General features: G+C 69.3%; 20 protein-coding genes, 1 tRNA gene and 1 other RNA gene. 13 read left to right on the plus strand and 9 right to left on the minus strand.

Annotated elements, in window-relative coordinates:
* Positions 1-7: 7 nt before the first annotated feature.
* Positions 8-1,270 carry an MFS transporter gene (locus D3A59_RS19015; RefSeq protein WP_119156905.1) on the minus strand — a complete coding sequence of 421 codons (1,263 nt, stop codon included), beginning with the start codon at positions 1,268-1,270 and terminating at the stop codon, positions 8-10.
* 396 nt (positions 1,271-1,666) lie between these two features.
* Here D3A59_RS19015 and D3A59_RS19020 point away from each other — a divergent pair, with 396 nt between their 5' ends.
* Both D3A59_RS19020 and D3A59_RS19025 read left to right on the plus strand, forming a co-directional pair.
* Positions 1,667-2,941 (plus strand): type IV pili methyl-accepting chemotaxis transducer N-terminal domain-containing protein, encoded by a 1,275-nt coding sequence (locus tag D3A59_RS19020; RefSeq protein ID WP_119156906.1) that lies wholly within the window; start codon positions 1,667-1,669, stop codon positions 2,939-2,941.
* Positions 2,942-3,102: 161 nt separating this feature from the next.
* Positions 3,103-4,170: a sensor domain-containing diguanylate cyclase gene (locus tag D3A59_RS19025; protein WP_170162365.1), complete on the plus strand. Its 1,068-nt coding sequence runs from the start codon at positions 3,103-3,105 to the stop codon at positions 4,168-4,170.
* Positions 4,171-4,207: 37 nt separating this feature from the next.
* Here D3A59_RS19025 and D3A59_RS19030 read toward each other — a convergent pair whose 3' ends face one another.
* From D3A59_RS19030 to D3A59_RS19065, 8 genes are all read right to left on the minus strand, one after another.
* On the minus strand, positions 4,208-5,050 hold the full coding sequence (locus D3A59_RS19030) for a sulfite exporter TauE/SafE family protein (RefSeq protein WP_119156908.1): 843 nt from the start codon (positions 5,048-5,050) through the stop codon (positions 4,208-4,210).
* Between the two features lie 127 nt (positions 5,051-5,177).
* Positions 5,178-5,360: non-coding RNA, 6S RNA (ssrS, locus tag D3A59_RS19035), on the minus strand.
* Positions 5,361-5,472: 112 nt separating this feature from the next.
* Positions 5,473-5,805, minus strand: coding sequence for a cell division protein ZapA (locus tag D3A59_RS19040; RefSeq protein ID WP_119156909.1), 333 nt, complete (start codon positions 5,803-5,805; stop codon positions 5,473-5,475).
* On the minus strand, positions 5,802-6,017 hold the full coding sequence (locus D3A59_RS19045; protein WP_119156910.1) for a DUF904 domain-containing protein: 216 nt from the start codon (positions 6,015-6,017) through the stop codon (positions 5,802-5,804). The genes D3A59_RS19040 and D3A59_RS19045 overlap by 4 nt, the downstream gene beginning before the upstream one ends.
* A gap of 76 nt (positions 6,018-6,093) precedes the next feature.
* On the minus strand, positions 6,094-6,735 hold the full coding sequence (gene nth, locus D3A59_RS19050; RefSeq protein ID WP_119156911.1) for an endonuclease III: 642 nt from the start codon (positions 6,733-6,735) through the stop codon (positions 6,094-6,096).
* Positions 6,732-7,403 carry an electron transport complex subunit RsxB gene (gene rsxB, locus D3A59_RS19055; RefSeq protein WP_119156912.1) on the minus strand — a complete coding sequence of 224 codons (672 nt, stop codon included), beginning with the start codon at positions 7,401-7,403 and terminating at the stop codon, positions 6,732-6,734. Before rsxB ends, nth begins: the two co-directional genes overlap by 4 nt.
* 31 nt (positions 7,404-7,434) lie before the next feature.
* Complete coding sequence (locus D3A59_RS19060) at positions 7,435-8,679, minus strand: polyhydroxyalkanoate depolymerase (protein ID WP_119156913.1); 1,245 nt, start codon at positions 8,677-8,679, stop codon at positions 7,435-7,437.
* 280 nt (positions 8,680-8,959) lie between these two features.
* The gene (locus tag D3A59_RS19065) at positions 8,960-10,153 is read right to left on the minus strand and encodes an amino acid aminotransferase (protein ID WP_119156914.1); all 1,194 of its coding nucleotides are present in this window, start codon (positions 10,151-10,153) and stop codon (positions 8,960-8,962) included.
* 163 nt (positions 10,154-10,316) lie between these two features.
* Here D3A59_RS19065 and uvrB point away from each other — a divergent pair, with 163 nt between their 5' ends.
* From uvrB to D3A59_RS19120, 11 genes are all read left to right on the plus strand, one after another.
* Complete coding sequence (gene uvrB, locus D3A59_RS19070) at positions 10,317-12,398, plus strand: excinuclease ABC subunit UvrB (RefSeq protein WP_119156915.1); 2,082 nt, start codon at positions 10,317-10,319, stop codon at positions 12,396-12,398.
* A 213-nt stretch (positions 12,399-12,611) separates the two neighbouring features.
* Complete coding sequence (gene iscR, locus D3A59_RS19075) at positions 12,612-13,142, plus strand: Fe-S cluster assembly transcriptional regulator IscR (protein ID WP_119156916.1); 531 nt, start codon at positions 12,612-12,614, stop codon at positions 13,140-13,142.
* 48 nt (positions 13,143-13,190) lie between these two features.
* Entirely contained in the window at positions 13,191-14,411 is a 1,221-nt protein-coding gene (locus tag D3A59_RS19080) for an IscS subfamily cysteine desulfurase (protein WP_119156917.1), read from the plus strand.
* 19 nt (positions 14,412-14,430) lie between these two features.
* Positions 14,431-14,817, plus strand: a complete 387-nt coding sequence (iscU, locus tag D3A59_RS19085) for a Fe-S cluster assembly scaffold IscU (RefSeq protein ID WP_119156918.1) — start codon at positions 14,431-14,433, stop codon at positions 14,815-14,817.
* A 29-nt stretch (positions 14,818-14,846) separates the two neighbouring features.
* Complete coding sequence (iscA, locus tag D3A59_RS19090; protein ID WP_119156919.1) at positions 14,847-15,170, plus strand: iron-sulfur cluster assembly protein IscA; 324 nt, start codon at positions 14,847-14,849, stop codon at positions 15,168-15,170.
* Positions 15,171-15,359: 189 nt separating this feature from the next.
* Positions 15,360-15,878, plus strand: coding sequence for a Fe-S protein assembly co-chaperone HscB (hscB, locus tag D3A59_RS19095; RefSeq protein ID WP_119156920.1), 519 nt, complete (start codon positions 15,360-15,362; stop codon positions 15,876-15,878).
* A gap of 49 nt (positions 15,879-15,927) precedes the next feature.
* Entirely contained in the window at positions 15,928-17,784 is a 1,857-nt protein-coding gene (gene hscA / locus D3A59_RS19100; RefSeq protein ID WP_119156921.1) for a Fe-S protein assembly chaperone HscA, read from the plus strand.
* Positions 17,785-17,788: 4 nt separating this feature from the next.
* The gene (gene fdx, locus D3A59_RS19105) at positions 17,789-18,127 is read left to right on the plus strand and encodes an ISC system 2Fe-2S type ferredoxin (RefSeq protein WP_119156922.1); all 339 of its coding nucleotides are present in this window, start codon (positions 17,789-17,791) and stop codon (positions 18,125-18,127) included.
* Between the two features lie 7 nt (positions 18,128-18,134).
* The gene (dnaQ, locus tag D3A59_RS19110; RefSeq protein WP_119156923.1) at positions 18,135-18,848 is read left to right on the plus strand and encodes a DNA polymerase III subunit epsilon; all 714 of its coding nucleotides are present in this window, start codon (positions 18,135-18,137) and stop codon (positions 18,846-18,848) included.
* A 47-nt stretch (positions 18,849-18,895) separates the two neighbouring features.
* Positions 18,896-18,970 (plus strand) — tRNA-Val (locus D3A59_RS19115).
* A 161-nt stretch (positions 18,971-19,131) separates the two neighbouring features.
* Positions 19,132-20,499 (plus strand): site-specific integrase, encoded by a 1,368-nt coding sequence (locus D3A59_RS19120; RefSeq protein WP_119156924.1) that lies wholly within the window; start codon positions 19,132-19,134, stop codon positions 20,497-20,499.
* The last annotated feature ends 520 nt before the right edge of the window (positions 20,500-21,019 follow it).

Raw genomic sequence — 21,019 nt, forward strand, 5'->3', positions numbered from 1 at the left:
GGTGGCATCAGGCGCTCCGCGTGGCGCGCGAGGTGCCGGGCCGCGGGGCCGCGGCGGGCGTGCCGGGCCGGGCCCGCCCGCCCTTCTCGGCCCAGGTGCGCGTCCAGCGCAGCTGCACGAGGCGCAGCATCGCGAGCATCGCCAGCGCGAGCGCGGCGAAGGCGACGAAGCCCCACAGGTAGGTGCCGGCGTACTGCTTCGAGAGGCCCATCGCGTTGGGCAGGAAGCCGCCGCCGAGCGCGCCGACCTCGCCGATCATCGAGCCGGCCACCGCGGTGGTCAGCGGCCAGCGCAGCGGCACGAGCTGGAACAGCGCGCCGTTGCCCGCGCCCAGGGCGGCGAAGCACAGCATGAACAGCAGCGTCGTCACCACCACCGAGCCGCCGGCGAAGCCGCACATCACGAGGGTCACGGCCACCGCGAGCAGCACGCCGGTGAGCGTGTTGATGCCGCCGATGCGGTCGGACACGTAGCCGCCGAGCACGCGCACCGCCGAGCCCATCAGCGTCGCGAGCATCGTCAACTGCCCCGCCTCGACCTTGGTGACCTTGAACTGGTCGTAGAAGTAGGTGGGCAGGAAGCTCGCGAGGCCGATGAAGCCGCCGAAGGTGACGATGTAGATCAGGCTGAAGGCCCAGCCGTCCTTCTCGAACAGGCAGGAGACGTGCTCGCGGAAGGTCTGGTGCTCGCGGTCGGGCGGCTCCTTCGCGCAGAACCACATCACCGCCATCGGCACCAGCATCGTCAGCGCGGCCAGGCCGTACACGGTCTGCCAGCCGTAGGCGGTGGCCAGCGGCGGCGCGAACAGCACCGCGAGCACGGTGCCGGAGTTGCCGGCGCCGGCGATGCCCATCGCCAGGCCCTTGTAGCGCGGCGGATACCAGCCGCTGCCCAGCGACAGCGCGACGCCGAAGCTCGCGCCGGCGATGCCCAGCAGCACGCCCATCAGCAGCACGTCGTCGTAGCTGTCGACCGCGACGTAGCCGAACACCAGCGCGGCGATCACGAGGCCCATCTCGACCATCGCGGCGTTCTTGCGCCCGATGTACTGCGCCAGCACGCCGAGCGGGAAGCGCATCAGCGCGCCGGCGAGGATCGGCACCGAGATCATGAAGCCCTTCTGCGCCGGCGTGAGGTTGAAGGCTTCGCCGATGAACGGGCCCATCGCGCCGTTGAGCACCCAGATCGCGAAGCAGAAGTCGAAGTAGAGGAAGGAGGCGAAGAGCGTCGGCCAGTGGCCCGCCTTCATGAAGGTCTTGTAGCTGGACATCGTGGGTCTTTCGCAGGTGCGGGCGCGGTTCTCAGCAAGGACGGCCCGGGGCCGGACGCAGCGACATGCCGCCGCGCGGCAGCGGCCGGGGGGGCGGGACGGGGACGGCTCGGAAGGCGCGGTGGCGCATGTCGCTCTCCAGGGAAACTGCAGCGCCCGGCGCGGGCCGGGGGCGGGGAGGGCACATGGCGGCGCACGGCACTGTGCGCGTGACCGGCGGTGCTGTCGCACGGTCGAGGTGCAGCGTCACACCTCGGGGCGCTCTGTTCGCAACAGCCGTGCCAGCAGGAGGCGGTGGCCTCCCTGCAGCCCGGCCTGCTCTATGCTTGCGGACTTTTTCGCCCTGCCGCGCCCATGCGGGGCCCAGAGAACCAAGAAGAGAAAGTACCCGCCGCGATGACCACCGCCTTGCTGCTCGTGACCGAGGGGCCGCAGACCCCGCCGCTCGCCGCCGACCTCGCGTCGCTCGGCATTCACGTCCTTGGTGCGAGCGACGGCGTCAATCTGGTGCGCGAGGTGGCGCGCCAGGTGCCCGACGTGCTGGTGTGCTGGACGCCGAGCCCGGATGCGGCGCTGCTCGCGGCGCTCGCGGCGCTGCGCGACACCGCGCCGCTGCCGGTGGCGCTGTTCACGCTCGACGCGGACGTGACGCTGATGGAGGGGGCGCTCGACAGCGGCGTGCATGCCTACGTCGTCAGCGGCTACGGCCTCGCGCGCCTGCGGCCGACCCTGCACCTGGCGCAGCTGCGCTTCCGGCGCGAGTCGCGCCTGCGTCGAGAGATGCAGGAGCTCGGCGAGCGCTTCGAGGAGCGCAAGCTCGTCGACCGCGCCAAGGGCATCCTGATGCGCGCGACGCAGGTCTCCGAGGACGAGGCCTTCCGCGTGCTGCGCACCGCGTCGATGCACGTCAACCAGCGCGTCGGGCAGGTCTCGCGCCAGATCATCGACGCGGCGCACCACGCCGAGTCGGTCAACCGCGCGGGCCAGCTGCGCATGCTGTCGCAGCGGCTCGTGAAGCTGCACGCGCTGCGCTGCGCCAACGCCGACGAGGCCGGCGCGACCCGGCTGCTGGCGCAATCGGTGCAGCGCGCCGAGCAGACGCTCGCGCATCTCGAGCGCTCGCTGTCCAGGCCCACCTTCGGCGACCTCGTCGACGCGGTCAAGGGCACCTGGCGCGAGCTGAAGGCCGAGCTCGACGCGGAGCCGCGCCGCGTGCGGCTGCGCGAGCTCGACGAGCATGCCGAGCGGCTGATGACGCAGGCCGAGCAGCTCACGCTCAGCCTCGAGACCGCCGGCAGCACGCCGCCGCTGCACGTGATCAACGTCTGCGGGCGCCAGCGCATGCTGTCGCAGCGGCTTGCCAAGCAGGCGCTGCTGACGACGCTGCTGCCGCGCGACGTGGCGGCCGCGATCGCCGAGGCCGCCGCCGAGACGCAGGCGCGCTTCGAGCAGGCGATGACCCATCTCGCTGGCATCCCGCTGAGCTCGGCCGAGATCCGGGAGGGGCAGGAGCTCGCCCTGCAGGAATGGCGCCGGCTGCTCGACGGCGTGCAGCGCGTGCACGGCCCGGCCGGGCGGCTGCTGCTGGCCGAGGCGAGCGAGGCGCTGCTGGAGCAGCTCGACCGGCTCACCGAGCGCTACGAGCGCAGCATGCAGACGCTGATCGGCTGAGGCCGCTTTCCGCAGCGCGACGCGCGGGCAGCGCTACCGTGGCCGTCCGGCTCCGGCAAGACCTCTTTCTCCCCCTGGAAACGAGGTCGCGCAAACGATCACAATCGGATAACAATGCTTTCACGAGAATGACGCGGCTTCGGCCCCTGTATGCAGGCGAGATGATTTCAGCCGAAGAGACCCTTTCCGCCGACGTCCTGGAGCAGATGCTCCGGCAGGCCCACGCGCGCGGCTGCGACGACCACCGCTTCCTGCAGCACCTGCAACTCGCGGTCGAGCCCTTGCGCGCCGGGGTGTTCGCGAAGGATCCGCAAGGGCGCTACCTGTTCGTGAACCAGGCGGCGGCCGACGTGATCGGGCTGCCGGCCGCGCAGATCGTGGGTCGCCGCGACACCGACATCTTCCCGGCCGAACTCGCGCACCGCATCGTCGAGCTCGACCGCAGCGCCCGCAGCCAGCGCCGCGCGCTGGAATGCGAGGAGGCGCTGCCGGCGCCGGGGCAGCCCGGGCTGGAGCGCGACTTCTTCTCGGTGCGCGTGCCGGTCTCGCAGCGCGAGAGCGACCCGCTGCAGCCGCTGTGCGGCATCTGGATCGAGATCACCGAGCTGCGCCGCACGCAGGACCAGTTGCGCCAGGCGCTCGCGCAGTTGCAGCACGACGCTGCGGCCGGGGCGAGCGGCCCGGACGGGCAGGTGCGCGACCCGCTGACCGGCGTCTATGCACGCGGGCACTTCGAGGAGCAGGTGCGCCGCGAGATCGAGGTCTCGCTGCGCGAGCATCGCGAGTTCGCGCTCGTCACGGTGGAGGTCGACGCCTTCGATGCGCTGATCGGGGAGCACGGGGTCGCGGCCGGCGAGCGCGTGCTGCAGGCGCTCGGCCTGCAGCTGCGCGCGAGCACGCGGGCGATGGACGCGCCCTGCCGGCTCGGCGACGAGCGCTTCGCGGTGCTGCTGTCAGGCATCGGCCTGGCCACCGCGCATGCGCGCATGGAGAACGTGCGCCGCCAGTGCGAGGCCCTGCCGGTGATGCACGAGGGGCGCGAGATCCGCTTCACCGTCTCGGTGGGGGTGGCCTGCTTCCCGCACACCACCGCCCGGCCGGACGCGCTGCTGCCGGCGGCCGAGCGGGCGCTGGCGCAGGCGCGCGAGCGGGGCGCCAACACGGTCGCGCTGGCCAGCATCTCCTTCGATGCGCCGGCCGCCGGCCTCGACGAGCCGCTGTCCTTCTGAGCGTCGCCGGCCCCGCAGGGGCCGGCCGGCAAGCGGCTCAGCCGCGCAGGCCGCGGTACAGCATGTAGGCGGCCAGCAGGTAGAGCAGCACCGCGAAGGCGCGCTTGAGCTGCCTGACGTTCATGCGGTGCGCGGTGCGCGCGCCGAGCGGCGCGGTGGTCACGCTCGCGAGCGACACCACCACCAGCGCCGGCACGTAGAGGAAGCCGAGCGCGCCGGGGGGCATCTGCGGCAGGTCCCAGCCGGCCCAGATGTAGCCGATCGTGCCGGCCAGCGCGATCGGGAAGCCGAGCGCGGCCGAGGTGCCCACCGCCTGGTGGATCACGACGTTGCACCACGTCATGAAGGGCACCGAGACGAAGCCGCCGCCCGCGCCGACGAGCGCCGACAGCGCACCGATGCCGCTGCCCGCAGCAAGCATGCCGCCGGTGGCGGGCAGCTGGCGCGAGGGCTTGGGCTTGCGGTCGAGGAACATCTGCGTCGCCGAGAAGCCGACGAAGCCGGCGAACAGCAGCGCGAGCGCGTTCGACGGCAGCGCCTTCGCGATCTGCGCGCCGAGCATCGAGCCGATCACGATGCCGGGGGCGAGCCGGGCGAAGATGTCCCAGCGCACCGCGCCGCGGGCCTGGTGCGCGCGCACCGACGACACCGATGTGAAGCAGATCGTCGCGAGCGAGGTGGCGACCGCGGTCTTGACCACCAGGTCGGCCGGGAAGCCCTGGATGGTCAGCAGCATCGTCATGAAGGGCACCAGCAGCATGCCGCCGCCGATGCCGAGCAGGCCCGCGAGAAATCCGGTGCAGCAGCCGAGCAGCAGCAGCTCGGCGATCAACAGCCAATCGAGATCCAAGACGACTCCATCCGTTCCGCCCGCTTCCATGCGGGCACAAGGGCTGAAGTGTCGCGCAATCGGCGCGCAGCCGTCGAGGCGCAGGCGCCCGGAACGTGCAATGCGGGGGAGGGAAGGCGCCGTGCAGTGCTGGCTTGCCTGCAGGGCCGGGGGAAGGAGGGTGTCCGCCGCGAGCCGTGAGCCGCATTCCTGAACCCAGGGGATTCAGGTGGGCGAGGTCAGTCGGGCTTCGGGTTCGTCTGACGCGAGACGATCACACCCGCCGGACATTTTCCAAGCCCTTGCTCAGAGAGCATCGGTTCAAGGAAATATAGAACCCACGCGAACGCAACGGACGGACCCATTCTAAGCGGCCGGCCCGATCGACCCGGCAGGCCGGGCCTGTTCGGCTCAGGGATACCGCAGGCGCCGCTTGCATTGCGGTGCGCCGGGGTGCAGGCGCGCGAGCAAGCTCAGCGCGTCGTGCCGCCCTGGGCGCTCAGCGCCTCGTCGAGACGACGCAGCAGTGCTTCCAGGCGGGCGCCGGAGGCCGGGTCGCTGTCGGCCGATGCCGGGGCCTGCGCGGGCGCCGGCGGCGCCTGCCGGCTGCGCTCGGCGAGTTCGTAGGCGATGTTGAGCGCGGCGAGCACGGCGATGCGCTCGCGCGCCTTGACCTTGCCGGCATCGCGGATCGCGCACATCTCGCGGTCCACGTTCTCCACCGCATCGAGCAGCGCCGCCTCGCCTCCCTCGGTGCAGCCGAGGAGGTAGCTCTGCCCCATGATCGTCACCTCGAGCTGCTTCATGCGGAACTCCCGGAGGAACCGTCGCCCACCGGAAGGCGCTCGAGCAGCGCGTCCACGCGCTGCCGCGCCGCGACCAGGCGCGCGTGCAGACCGTCGCGCTCCTGCGTGACCTCCGCGAGCTGGCGCTCGAGCTCCGCGCAGCGGCGTTGCATTTCCTCGTGGCGCACGAGCAGGCGCTCCACGCGTTCAGCGAGTTCTTCGAATCGTGACATCGGCGCGACCGGGCGGTGGAAGGGTGGGCGGCAAGGAGCGCCGATTGTAGGCGCTGGACCTTCTCGTCGGCTTTCGTCAGCCGGGTGCCGGCGTCTTCGGGCGGAAGTCGCAATACGGCGCCACTTGGCATTTCCAGCACAGCGGCTTGCGCGCCTGGCAGACGTAGCGGCCGTGCAGGATCAGCCAGTGGTGCGCATCGACCGCGTAGGCGGGCGGCACGCGCTTCAGAAGCTGCAGCTCGACCGCCAGCGGCGTCTTGCCCCGCGCGAGGCCGGTGCGGTTGCCGACGCGGAAGATGTGCGTGTCCACGGCCATCGTCGGCTGGCCGAAGGCGACGTTGAGCACCACGTTGGCGGTCTTGCGCCCGACGCCGGGCAGCGCCTCGAGCGCCTCGCGCGTGCGCGGCACCTCGCCGCCGTGCAGCTCGACGAGCATGCGGCAGGTCTCGAGCAGGTGGCGGGCCTTGCTGCGGTAGAGGCCGATCGTGCGGATGTACTCGCACAGCCGCTCGTTGCCGAGCGCGAGGATCGCCTGCGGCGTGTTCGCGACCGGGAAGAGGCGCCGCGTGGCCTTGTTGACGCCGACGTCGGTGGCCTGCGCCGACAGCAGCACCGCGACGAGCAGCTCGAACACCGAGGTGTACTCCAGCTCGGTGGCGGGTTCGGGATTGGCGGCCTTCAGCGTCGCGAAGAAGGGCGCGATGTGCGCCGCCTTCACGCCCGGTCCTGCGGGCGGCGGGCACGCGCGCGGGCGAGCGCCGCCTCGATCACGCTGCGCTTGCGCTCGATCTGCGCTGGATCCGTCAGCCGGGTCTCGGTCTCGAGGTGGGCGAGCTTGTGCTCGGCCTTGGCGGCGAGCCGCGCCTCGTTGTCCCGCTTGTCGCGCTCGACGCGCAGGCGGTGGAAGTCGTAGCGCCGGCGTGCCTCGGCCGCCTGTTCGGGCGACCACGCGGCCCAGCCGGTGGCGCCGCCGCTCGCGTCGACGAGCGAGATGCAGTCGACCGGGCAGACCGGCAGGCACAGCTCGCAGCCGGTGCACTGCGCGTCGACGACCACGTGCATCTGCTTGGAGGCGCCGAAGATCGCGTCCACCGGGCAGGCCTTGATGCACAGCGTGCAGCCGATGCACCAGTCCTCGTCGATCACCGCGAGCAGCCGCGGCCCCTCGGCCCCATGGCGCGGGTCGAGCGGCAGCACAGGCCGGCCGGTGGCGCGCGCAAGGCGGACCACGCCCTCGGCGCCGCCGGGCGGGCACTGGTTGATGCCGGCGGTGCCGGAGGCCACCGCGCGGGCATAGCTTTCGCAGTCGGGCTGGCCGCAACGCGTGCACTGCGTCTGCGGCAGCAGGGCGTCGATCAGCGCGGCTTGGTCGTCGGTCGGGGTCAAGGCTCGGTCGGGAACAGGAAAAGCCGCGACTTTACCTGTCGTGCTGAGCGATGAACTGGCGGATCTCCGGATAGACCATCTCGCGCCAGCGGCGACCCGAGAAGATGCCGTAGTGGCCGGCGCCGATCGCGGTGTAGTGGTGGCGATGCTCCTGGGGGATGCCGCTGCACAGCGCCTGGGCGGCCTCGGTCTGGCCGGCGCCCGAGATGTCGTCGAGCTCGCCCTCGACCGTCATCAGCGCGGTGGTCTTGATGTCCTGCGGACGCACCGTTTCGCCCTTGACCACCCAGGTGCCGTTGACGAGCGCGAAGTCCTGGAACACCGTCCTGATCGTCTCGAGGTAGTACTCGGCCGGCATGTCGAGCACCGCGTTGTACTCGTCGTAGAAGGCGCGGTGGGCCTCGGCGCTTTCCTCGTCGCCGCGCACCAGGTCGAGGAAGTAGTCGTAGTGCGAGTTCAGGTGCCGGTCTGGGTTCATCGCGACGAAGCCGGTATGCTGCAGGAAACCGGGGTAGACGCGGCGGCCGCTGCCGGGGTAGTTCGGCGGCACGCGGTAGATCACGTTGTTCTCGAACCAGGAGTAGCTCTTGTTGAGCGCGAGGTTGTTGACCGCGGTCGGCGACTTGCGCGCGTCGATCGGCCCGCCCATCATCGTCATGCTGCGCGGCGTCTTCTCGCCGCGGCTCGCCATCAGCGAGATCGCGGCGAGCACCGGCACGGTGGGCTGGCAGACCGAGATCACGTGCACGTTGTCGGCGCCGATGTGGCGGATGAACTCCTGCACGTACTCGACGTAGTCGTCGAGGTGGAAGGGGCCGTCCGACAGCGGCACCATGCGCGCGTCGATCCAGTCGGTGATGTAGACCTTGTGGCCCTGCAGCAGCGTGCGCACCGTGTCGCGCAGCAGCGTGGCGTGGTGGCCCGACAGCGGCGCGACGACGAGCACCGTCGGGTGGTCCTTCATCTTCTCGAGCACCGCGACGTCGTCGGTGAAGCGCTTGAAGCGCAGCAGCCGGCAGAAGGGCTTGGCGAGCGCGACCTGCTCCTGCACCGCGACGTCGACGCCATCGACGGCCACGCTGCGGATGTTGAACTCCGGCTTCTCGTACTCCTTGGCCAGCCGGTGCATCAGGTCCAGGCCCGCCGACAGGCGCTGCGCCATCGGCACGTGCGTGAAGGGCGACAGAGGATGGCTGTAGAGCTTGGAGGAGGCGCTCGCGAACTCCGAGAACGGGCTCAGCAGCGCGCGGTGGGTTTCGTACAACTGATACAGCATTTCAGCCTCTCATCGTGAAGGGGCGGCGCAGGGGCCGTCCCGAGTCGTCTGTGATCCGGTGGCAGGGAGTCCGGCCTGAAACTGGCAAAAAGTGCAACGGTACAGCTTGTCGCGAAATGTTTCTGGAGTCTGGCCTCCAGGCGCCGGACGCTATCTTGCAGGAGTGACGGCGTTATTACACGGGGTTCTTGGCAATTTCCGTTCCTATTGCCGGGATGGCAGGAAAAGAAAAAGGGGCTCGAAGAGCCCCTTGGGATGTCCGGCCGGCAGCGGGCGGCGCTCAGACCACCTTGGCGATCGCGGCGGCGACCGCGTCGATGTTCTTGCTGTTGAGCGCGGCGACGCAGATGCGGCCCGAGTCGACGCCGTAGACGCCGAACTCGCTGCGCAGGCGCTGCATCTGCTCCTTGTTCAGGCCCGAGTAGCTGAACATGCCCTTCTGGCGCGTGATGAAGCTCAGGTCCTGCTGCACGCCCGCGGCCTTGAGCTTCTCGACCAGCGCCTCGCGCATCTGCTTGATGCGCACGCGCATCGCGGCGAGCTCGTCCTCCCACTGCTGGCGCAGCTCGGGCGTGCTCAGCACGGTGGTGACCACCTGCGCGCCGTGCGTCGGCGGGTTGGAGTAGTTGGTGCGGATCACGCGCTTGAGCTGGCTCAGCACGCGGCCGGCCTCCTCCTTGCTCTCGCAGACCACGCTCAGCGCGCCGACGCGCTCGCCGTACATCGAGAAGCTCTTGGAGAACGAGGTCGCGACGAAGAAGTTCAGGCCCGCGTCGAGGAAGCGCTTGACCACCGCGCCGTCCTCGGCGATGCCCTCGCCGAAGCCCTGGTAGGCCATGTCGAGGAAGGCGACGAGGCCGGCCGCCTTGACCGCGTCGATCACCTGGCCCCACTGCTCGGCCGTCAGGTCGTAGCCGGTCGGGTTGTGGCAGCAGGCGTGCAGCACCACGACGGTGCCGGCCGGCGCGGCCTGGAGCGCCGCGAGCATGCCGTCGAAGTTGATGCCACGCTTGTCGGCGTCGTAGTAGGGGTAGGTGCCGACGGGGAAGCCCGCGCTCTCGAACAGCGCGCGGTGGTTCTCCCAGCTCGGGTCGCTGATCAGCACCTGCGCGCCCGGGTTCAGGCGCTTGAGGAAGTCGGCGCCGATCTTCAGGCCGCCGGTGCCGCCGAGGCCCTGCACGGTGGCGATGCGGCCGCTCTGCACTGCCTCGTCGCCGAAGACCAGGCCCTGCACGGCCTTGTCGTAGGCCGCGATGCCGTCGATCGGCAGGTAGCCCTTCGGCTTGGCGGCCTCGATCAGCTGCTTCTCGGCCGCGGCCACGCAGGCCAGCAGCGGCAGCTTGCCGTTGTCGTCGTAGTAGACGCCCACGCCCAGGTTGACCTTGGCCGGGTTGGGGTCGGCGGCGAATTGCTCGTTGAGGCCCAGGATCGGGTCGCGGGGGGCCATTTCGACGGCGGCGAAAAGCGATGCCATGAAGGGTGTCCTTGGATGTCGGCGGTGGGGAAGCGGTGCGTGCCCGTTTGGGCTACGCTTTACAGCTCTCGGCCTTGCAAAGGGCAGGGCAGCCCTCCATTTTAAGGCTGGCGGCACTGCCGCCGCGCCGTTCCCGGCTTCTCCACCGTCCCGCACCCATCCCATGAGCCCAGCCCTGACCGAAGTTCCCGCGACCGACGACGAGCGCTTCGTGCGCTTCGAGGGCTCGCCCTTCCTGCTGTACCAGCCCTATCCGCCTGCGGGCGACCAGCCCGCCGCGATCGAGCAGCTCGTCGGGGGCGTCGAGGACGGCCTGAGCTTCCAGACGCTGCTGGGCGTGACCGGCTCGGGCAAGACCTACACGATGGCCAACACGATCGCGCGGCTCGGCCGCCCGGCGATCGTGTTCGCGCCGAACAAGACGCTCGCCGCGCAGCTCTACAGCGAGTTCCGCGAGTTCTTCCCAAAGAACGCGGTCGAGTACTTCGTCAGCTACTACGACTACTACCAGCCCGAGGCCTACGTGCCGCAGCGCGACCTGTTCATCGAGAAGGACAGCGCAATCAACGAGCACATCGAGCAGATGCGGCTGTCGGCGACCAAGAGCCTGATGGAGCGCCGCGACGTGGTGATCGTCGCGTCCGTCTCGGCGATCTACGGCATCGGCAACCCGAGCGACTACCACCAGATGGTGATGACGATGCGGGTGGGCGACAAGGCGGGCCAGCGCGACGTGATTGCGCAGCTCATCCGCATGCAGTACACGCGCAACGACACCGACTTCGGGCGCGGCACCTTCCGCGTGCGCGGCGACACGATCGACGTCTTCCCCGCCGAGCACTCGGAGCTCGCGATCCGCATCGAGCTCTTCGACGACGAGATCGAGTCGCTGCAGCTGTTCGACCCGCTCACCGGCCGCGTGCGGCAGAAGATCCCGCGCTTCACCGTCTACCCGAGCAGCCACTACGTGACGCCGCGCGAGCGCGTGCTCGCGGCGATCGACGGCATCAAGGACGAGCTGCGCCAGCGCCTCGACGAGTTCGTCAAGGCGGGCAAGCTCGTCGAGGCGCAGCGCCTCGAGCAGCGCACCCGGTTCGATCTGGAGATGCTGCAGGAGGTCGGCCATTGCAAGGGCATCGAGAACTACACCCGCCACCTCTCCGGCTCCGCGCCCGGCGAGCCGCCCTCGACCCTCGTGGACTACCTCCCGAAGGACGCGCTGATGTTCTTCGACGAGAGCCACGTGCTGATCGGCCAGTTCGGCGGCATGTACAACGGCGACCGCGCGCGCAAGACGACCCTCGTGGAATACGGCTTCCGGCTGCCCTCGGCGCTGGACAACCGGCCGCTGAAGTTCGAGGAGTTCGAGCGCAAGATGCGCCAGACGGTGTTCGTCTCGGCCACGCCCGCGGACTACGAGAAGCGCAACGCCGGGCAGGTGGTCGAGCAGGTGGTGCGGCCCACCGGCCTCATCGATCCGGTGGTCGAGGTGCGGCCTGCGACGCATCAGGTCGACGACGTGCTGCAGGAGATCCGCCAGCGCGTCGAGATCGGCGAGCGCGTGCTGATCACGACGCTGACCAAGCGCATGGCCGAGCAGCTCACCGACTACCTGAGCGACAACGGCGTCAAGGTGCGCTACCTGCACTCCGACATCGACACCGTCGAGCGCGTCGAGATCATCCGCGACCTGCGCCTCGGCACCTTCGACGTGCTGGTCGGCATCAACCTGCTCAGGGAAGGCCTGGACATCCCCGAGGTGTCGCTCGTCGCGATCCTCGACGCCGACAAGGAAGGCTTCCTGCGCGCCGAGCGCAGCCTGATCCAGACCATCGGGCGCGCGGCGCGCAACGTCAACGGCCGCGCCATCCTCTATGCCGACCGCATCACCGACTCGATGCGCCGCGCGATCGACGAGACCGAGCGCCGCCGCGCCAAGCAGATCGCCTACAACGAGGCGCACGGCATCACGCCGCGCGGCATCCAGAAACAGGTGCGCGAGCTGATCGACGGGGTGTTCTCCAACCAGCCCGACCGCATCGAGCTGGTGGGCGGCCAGGCCGCGGCGCTCGCCTTCGACGCGCTCAGCGAGAAGGACCTCGGCAAGCGCATCAAGCAGCTCGAGAAGGAGATGCTCGAGCACGCGCGCAACCTCGAGTTCGAGAAGGCCGCGCGCGTGCGCGACCAGCTCGCGCTGCTCAAGGAGCAGGCGTTCGGGGCTTCCGGCGGCGATCGCGTGGCGTAAGCTTGGCGTGCCATGCTAGGGTGTCCGAGCGTGATGGCGGGCACAGAAACTGCAATCGTGGCCATAGGAACTTCCTCACGCAAACTTGACCAAAAAACTGAGTTACGGGTAGAATTCGACTAAATTGCTCAGGTTAAGTCGAGGGAAAACCCCGGTCACAAGCCGTCTTGGGTCAATCGCTTCCGGAATCACGGAGCACAAGGAGAGTCTTCCATGCGCCTCACTACCAAAGGTCGTTTCGCCGTCACCGCCATGATCGATCTGGCCCTGCGCGAGCACACGGGGCCGGTTGCACTGGCGGCGATCAGCCAGCGCCAGCAAATCTCGCTGTCCTACCTCGAGCAGCTGTTCGGCAAGCTGCGCCGCCACGAGCTCGTCGAGAGCACGCGCGGCCCTGGCGGCGGCTATTCGCTCGGCCGCAAGGCCGAGGAGATCACGGTTGCCGACATCATCGTCGCAGTCGACGAGCCGATCGACGCCACCGGCTGCGCCGGCAAGGAGAACTGCCTGGGCGACCAGGGCCGCTGCATGACGCACGACCTGTGGGCCAGCCTGAACGCGAAGATGATCGAGTACCTCGACTCGATCTCGCTGAAGAAGCTGGTCGAGGACCAGCTCGCCCGCGGCATCTCGATCGAGGAGCAGCCGGTCAAGCGCGCGATCTCCAGCCAGCCGGTCGTCAAGCCGATCAAGGTGAACGCGCCGAATTCGGTGTTCGCGCTCGGCAACGCCTTCAACAAGTAATCCTTCAGTCGCCCCGGGGGTGCCGGGGCGCCCTGTGAGAACGTCAAAATGGACATGACCCCGCACTTCCCGATCTACATGGATTACGGCGCGACGACGCCGGTCGATCCGCGCGTGGTGGACGCGATGGTGCCCTGGCTGCGCGAGCACTTCGGCAACCCGGCGTCGCGCAGCCACGCCTGGGGCTGGGAGGCGGAGGAGGCGGTGGAGAAGGCGCGTGCGCAGGTCGCCTCGCTGATCCACGCCGACCCGCGCGAGATCGTCTGGACCTCGGGCGCCACCGAGTCGAACAACCTCGCGCTCAAGGGCGCCGCGCACTTCTACAAGACCAAGGGCAAGCACCTCGTCACGGTGAAGACCGAGCACAAGGCGGTGCTCGACACGATGCGCGAGCTCGAGCGCCAGGGCTTCGAGGTGACCTACCTCGACGTGCAGCCCGACGGCCTGCTCGACCTGGAGCAGTTCAAGGCCGCGCTGCGTCCCGACACGATCCTCGCGTCGGTGATGTACGTGAACAACGAGATCGGCGTGATCCAGGACATCCCGACGCTCGGCGCGATCTGCCGCGAGCGCGGCATCATCTTCCATACCGACGCGGCCCAGGCCACCGGCAAGGTGAAGATCGACCTGCAGGCGCTGCCGGTCGACCTGATGAGCCTGGCCTCGCACAAGACCTACGGGCCCAAGGGCATCGGCGCGCTGTACGTGCGCCGCAAGCCGCGCGTGCGCCTGGAAGCGCAGATGCACGGCGGCGGCCACGAGCGCGGCATGCGCTCGGGCACCTTGCCGACGCACCAGATCGTCGGCATGGGCGAGGCCTTCCGCATCGCGCAGGAGGAAATGGACAGCGAGCGCGAGCGCATCCGCGGCCTGCAGCAGCGCCTGCTCGACGGCCTGAAGGACATCGAGCAGGTCTTCATCAACGGCGACATGGAGCGTCGCGTTCCGCACAACCTGAACATCTCGTTCAACTTCGTGGAAGGCGAGTCGCTCATCATGGGCATCAAGGGCATCGCGGTGTCCTCGGGCTCGGCCTGCACCTCGGCGAGCCTCGAGCCGAGCTACGTGCTGCGCGCGCTGGGCCGCAGCGACGAGCTCGCGCACTCCTCGCTGCGCATGACGATCGGCCGCTTCACGACCGAGGAAGAGATCGACTACGCGGTCTCCACGCTGCGCGAGCGCGTCGCCAAGCTGCGCGAGCTGTCTCCGCTGTGGGAGATGTACAAGGACGGCGTGGATCTGAGCACGATCCAGTGGGCCGCCCATTGACGAGATTGGAGAAGCAGTCATGGCATACAGCGAAAAAGTTGTCGACCACTACGAGAACCCCCGCAACGTCGGCTCCTTCGAGAAGGGTGACGAGACGGTCGGCACCGGCATGGTGGGTGCGCCCGCCTGCGGCGACGTGATGAAGCTGCAGATCAAGGTCAACCCGAGCACCGGCGTGATCGAGGATGCGCGCTTCAAGACCTATGGCTGCGGCTCGGCGATCGCGTCGAGCTCGCTCGTGACCGAGTGGGTCAAGGGCCGCACGCTCGACGAGGCGATGGCGATCAAGAACAGCCAGATCGCCGAGGAACTGGCGCTGCCCCCGGTGAAGATCCACTGCTCGATCCTGGCCGAGGACGCGATCAAGGCGGCGGTGCAGGACTACAAGGCACGCCACACCGGCTGAGCCGGGCGGCGACAAGGGGAGATGACAGGATGTCGGTGACCTTGACCGAAGCCGCGGCACGGCACGTGTCGCGCTACCTCAGCCGGCGCGGCAAGGGCGTGGGCGTGCGCCTGGGCGTGAAGACCACGGGCTGCTCGGGACTGGCCTACAAGCTGGAGTACGCCGACGAGGTGGCGCCCGAGGACCATGTGTTCGAGGACCACGGCGTGAAGGTGCTGATCGACCCGAAGAGCCTGCCCTACCTCGACGGCACGCAGCTCGACTTCGTGCGCGAGGGCCTCAACGAGGGCTTCCGCTTCAACAATCCTCGCGAGAAGGACCGCTGCGGTTGCGGCGAGTCGTTCCGGATCTGAACTTGTCCCGCATTCCGCCCGTCTGCTGAAGGACGCCCGGCTTCGGTCGGGCGTTTTCTTTATGATCGCGCCCCGGCCGGGGGCATTGCGAGGGGTGCGAGGGCAGGGATCGCATCGGTTCTCGCGGTCGTGGCATCGAGCGTGCTTGTGCCCGCCCCGTCCGACCTTCCGACCACCACCCGGCACGCCATGAAACTCGACGACGACGACTTCGAACTGTTCGGCCTCCCGCGCCGCTTCGCGCAGGACCGCGCCGCCCTCGACGCGCGCTGGCGCGCGCTGCAGGCGGAGGTGCACCCGGACCGTTTCGCCTCGGACGGGGCGGCCTCGCAGCGCGTCGCGATGCAGTGGGCGGTGCGCGTCAACGAGGCCTACCAGCGGCTGAAGGACCCGGTCAAGCGCGCCGCCTACCTGTGCGAGCTCGGCGGCGTGGCGGTGCAGAGCGAGAGCAACACCGCGATGCCGCCGGCCTTCCTGATGCAGCAGATGGAGTGGCGCGAGTCGCTCGAGGAGGCGCGCTCGCCCGAGGCCGTCGAGGCGCTCGCCGACGAGGTGGCCGCGCGTCGCCGCGCGATGCTCGAGGCGCTGCAGTCGCTGCTAGACGAGCGGCAGGACTTTTCCGCGGCGGCCCAGCAGGTCAGAGCCCTCATGTTCGTCGAGCGCTTTGCCGAGGACGTCGAGCGCCGGCTGGAAGCGCTGGAACAATAACGACAATCGCCCGCACGGCCGCACGGTCGCCGGGCTTCATCTGCGAGCCATGGCCCTTCTACAGATCTCAGAACCCGGGCAATCGCCCGATCCGCACGAGCGGCGCATCGCGGTCGGCATCGACCTCGGCACCACGCACTCGCTCGTCGCCTCGGTGCGCAACGGCGTGCCCGAGTGCCTGCCCGACGACCAGGGGCGCGTGATCCTGCCCTCGGCCGTGCGCTACCTCGGCGAAGGCCGGCGCCAGATCGGCCACGAGGCGCTCGCCGAGCAGGCCCGCGACCCCGAGAACACCGTCGTCTCGGTCAAGCGCTTCATGGGCCGGGGCCTCGCCGACATCGTCGACCGCGACAAGCTGCCCTATCAGTTCGTCGAGGCGCCCGGCATGGTGATGCTGCAGACGCGCGACGGCGTGAAGTCGCCGGTGGAGGTCTCGGCCGAGATCCTCGCGACGCTGCGCTACCGCGCCGAGGACACCTTCAACGACGACATCTTCGGCGCCGTCATCACGGTGCCGGCCTACTTCGACGACGCGCAGCGTCAGGCGACCAAGGACGCCGCGAAGCTCGCCGGCCTGAACGTGCTGCGCCTGATCAACGAGCCCACCGCCGCAGCGATCGCCTATGGGCTGGAGAACGGCTCCGAGGGCCTGTACGCGGTCTACGACCTTGGCGGCGGCACCTTCGACATCTCGCTGCTGCGCCTCTCGAAGGGCGTGTTCGAGGTGGTCGCGACCGGCGGCGACTCGGCCCTCGGCGGCGACGACTTCGACCACCTGCTCGCCGACTGGGCGCTCGAGCAGGCCGGCGTGCTCGCCGACAGCGCCCAGGACAAGCGCGCCGTGCTCGTCGCCGCGCGCGCCGCCAAGGAACAGCTCTCGTCCCAGCCGCAGGCCACGCTGCGCTGCACGCAGGGCGGGCGCGAGATCGCGGTCGAGATCGACCGCGCGCAGTTCGACCTGCTGACCCGGCCGCTCGTGGACCGCACGCTCGCCGCGGTGCGCAAGGTGCTGCGCGACGGCAAGGTCGATCGCGGCGAGGTGCAGGGCATCGTGATGGTCGGCGGCTCCACGCGCATTCCGGCCGTGCAGGCCGCGGTCGGCGCCTTCTTCGGGCGCGAGCCGCTGACGAACCTGAACCCCGACGAGGTCGTCGCGCTCGGCGCGGCGATCCAGGCCCACGCGCTTGCCGGCAACCGCGACAGCACCGACCTGCTGCTGCTCGACGTGATCCCGCTGTCGCTCGGCCTCGAGACGATGGGTGGCCTGGTCGAGCGCATCATCCCGCGCAACAGCACCATCCCGACCGCGCGCGCGCAGGACTTCACCACCTTCAAGGACGGCCAGACCGCGATGGCCATCCACGTGCTGCAGGGCGAGCGCGAGCTCGTGAGCGACTGCCGCTCGCTCGCGCGCTTCGAGCTGCGCGGCATCCCGCCGATGGCCGCCGGCGCGGCGCGCATTCGCGTCACCTTCCAGGTCGACGCCGACGGGCTGCTGAACGTCACGGCGCGCGAGGAGACCTCCGGCGTCGAGGCGAACGTCGCCGTCAAGCCGAGCTACGGCCTCGCCGACGAGGACATCGCGCGCATGCTGGCCGAGAGCTTCACGACCGCCGAGGAGGACATGCGCCAGCGCGCGCTGCGCGAGGCGCGCGTCGAGGCCGAGCGCATGGACCTCGCGACGCTGGCCGCGCTCGAGCGCGACGGCGACCTGCTGTCGGCCGAGGAGCGGGCAAGCATCGACGCGCTGCTCGCGCAGGTGCGCGAGGCCGCGCGCGGCGAGGACCACCACGCGATCGAGGCCGCCGTCGAGGCGCTGGCCAAGGGCACCGAGGCCTTCGCCGCAGAACGTATGAACCGCAGCATCCGCGACGCCCTGTCCGGACGCCGCGTCGAGGAGATGTGAACCCATGCCCATCATCAAGATCCTGCCCCACGCCGAATACTGCCCCGAGGGCAAGCAGATCGAGGCCCCGGCGGGCACCTCGATCTGCGAGGCGCTGCTCGACAACGGTGTCGAGATCGAGCATGCCTGCGACCTGAGCTGCGCCTGCACCACCTGCCACGTCATCGTGCGCGAGGGCTTCAACTCGCTCAACGAGCTCGACGAGTGCGAGGAGGACCTGCTCGACCGCGCCTGGGGGCTGGAGGCGCAGTCGCGCCTGAGCTGCCAGGCCATCCTCGCGCAGCAGGACGTGACGATCGAGATCCCGAAGTACACGATCAACCACGCCCGCGAGAACCACTGAGCCGCGCATGAGCCGACAGATCTTCCTCGACACCGAGACCACGGGCCTGAGCGCCGAGGGCGGCGACCGCCTCGTCGAGATCGGCTGCGTGGAGATGGTGAATCGCCGCCTCACCGGCGAGGTCAAGCACTTCTACCTGAACCCCGAGCGGTCGAGCCATCCGGACGCGGTGCGCATCCACGGCCTGACCGACGAGTTCCTCGCCGACAAGCCGGTGTTCGCGGCGGTCGCCGACGAGCTGATGGACTGGCTCGCGGGCGCCGAGATCATCATCCACAACGCCGCCTTCGACGTCGGCTTCCTGGATGCCGAGCTGCGCCGGCTCGGCCGGCCGCGCTTCGTCGAGCAGGTGGCGCAGATCACCGACTCGCTGCAGATGGCGCGCGAGATGTTCCCCGGCAAGGCCAACTCGCTCGACGCGCTGTGCCGCCGCCTGGAGGTCGACAACTCCAACCGCACCTTCCACGGCGCGCTGCTCGACGCGGGGCTGCTGGCCGAGGTCTACATCCAGATGACGCGCGGCCAGGAGTCCCTGGTTATCGACGCGGGCGAGGAGCGGACCGAGACGCTGGAGCTCGAGCGCATCGACTTCGGCCAGTTCACGCTGCCGGTGCTGTGCGCCACCGCCGAGGAACTGGCGGCCCACGAGGCGGTCCTTGCAGAAGTTGACAAAAATTCTGGGGGAAAGACCTTGTGGCGCCAGGAAACTGTGCCACAATAGCGTTCTTCGCTGCTGACGAAGACAGACGCAGCGAAGACCGGATTCCCGGGTGGTTAGCTCAGCGGTAGAGCACTGCCTTCACACGGCAGGGGTCACAGGTTCAATCCCTGTACCACCCACCAAACAGAGAAGCCCCGTAAGTCATTGATTTACGGGGCTTTTTCCTTTCCGCTCCTCTTCCCGAACGTTCCCGCACCAGCCCATTGGGCCGGCGCGCTGGTGCGTTTGCGCCAAATTTGCGCCACTGGACTCCTGGACCTCAAACGTACAAGGAGCTCCTCCGATGGCCAGCATCCGCCGCCGCAGCGCGTGGCGCGTCATTGTCGCCGGCAAGCCCGAGCTTGCCTCCGTCCATTCCACGCAGAAGCAGGCCCAGGCCACTGCCGCCCGGCTCGCGGCCGCCGGCCATGCGGACGTGCGCTGCTCGCGTGCGCCCGGTGGCAGCTGGGAGGTGCGCATCCGTCGTCAGGGCGCCCCCGCGCTCGTCAAGACCTTCCCGCGCAAGGACCTCGCCGAGGAGTGGGCGGCCGCGCGCGAAGGCGAGATCGTCAAGCGGGAGTTCGTCGATTACAGGGAGGCCGAGCGCAACACGCTCGGCGACCTGCTGCGCCGTTACCGCACCGAGCGGCTCGCCGGGCGCGACAGGCACGATGCGGACTGCGTGCGCATCGCCCGGCTCTGCGAGCATCCGCTCGCCGCGATCCGCATGTCACTGCTCAAGCCCGCGGACGTGGCCGGCTATCGGGACGAGCGCCGGCAGGTGGTCAAGGGAGCAACGGTCAAGAAGGAGCTCGAGCTGATCGCCCGTGTCATCAGCGTTGCGCGCGCCGAGTGGGGCGTGCAACTGGTCCAGAACCCGGCCTCGGGGCGGCTCGTGCGACGACCCGATCCGGAGCCCGGTGACGAGCGCGACCGCCGCCTGGCGGAGCGGCACGTCGTGATGATCGACGGCGTCCCCGAGCCGGGTCAGGGCAGGGCGGCGAGCCGGCGCAAGCAGGCCGGTGAGCTCTATGTGCACGATCCGGAGGCCGCGGCGTTGCTGGAGATGCCTCAGACCGAGCAGCAGGCGCTGCTGCGCGCCTGCCGCTATCCGCACTGGTACGTGCAGCGCAAGGCGAACGTGACCGAGGCCACGCGAGAAGCCCGCGAGAGGCGCTCTGCCGAGGCGCCTGTGAAGGCGCGGATGCGCGGTGGGTTGCGGTTGTGGGCGGTCGTGAGCTTCGCGATCGAGACCGCGATGCGCCGGGGCGAGATGGTGAAGCTGCGCTGGAGCCATGTGCGGCTCGACGAGGGCTACCTGGAGCTGCCGGGCGCCATCACGAAGAACCGGCGGCCCCGCATGGTGCCGCTGACGCTGCGCGCGCGGCGCATCCTGGCGACCCAGCCGCGCGCGGGCGAGCTCGTCTTCGACACGAACGTCAACACCGTCAAGCTCGCCTTCCGGCGTGCGCTGAAGCGAGCGCAATGCCAGGATCTGCGGATGCACGACCTGCGCCATGAGGGCACCAGCCGGCTGTTCGAGCGCACCGACTTGCGCGAAGCCGAGATCGGCTGGGTGACCGGGCATACGGACCGGCGGATGTTGAACCGGTACTACAACAAGCGTCCCGCCGAGTTCGTCGAGCGGTTCCGGCAGTCGTTCAAGAAGTAGGGTGCGCCGCCTCTAGGTCGAGACGAAGGGGGCGTTGTTACTGAGATGCCCCTGGCTCTTGCTCCACCAAGAAAAAACCTTTTAGTGTCAACAACTTGCGTCGGCTGCCCAGGGAGCGGCCCACGCAAAAGGATGGCACCTCAATGTGTACCTCCCCCATCGTACTGACAGCAGCCCCGCCGGATCAGCCGCGGCAGCAGAACTGGAGCGGCATCCCGGGCCTTCCGGCAGGAGGGCGCTGTCTGTCTCGTGAGGCATTTCACGCATGTTTTGAGGTGGACGGGCCTGCATCCATCCTGGAGAGCACTCCCTTGCTTCCCATGTCGCACATCGTTCGCGCGGCCTGGGGCTCACTGGCGCTTGTGGAGGGCGCCACAGCTTTTATGCACTTTTATGAAAAATTATGTCGGCCTCCTCAGAGGGCAGCAGCGCGGTCCGCGGACCTGTAGGTGGCCTTTCGACCCCAAGGCCTGCCTGCAAATCGCTATAGTCCGTGCCCCTCCCTGGGCCAGGTTGTCCA

This window comes from Caldimonas tepidiphila (assembly GCF_003569765.1).
GTDB classification, from domain to species: domain Bacteria; phylum Pseudomonadota; class Gammaproteobacteria; order Burkholderiales; family Burkholderiaceae_C; genus Caldimonas; species Caldimonas tepidiphila.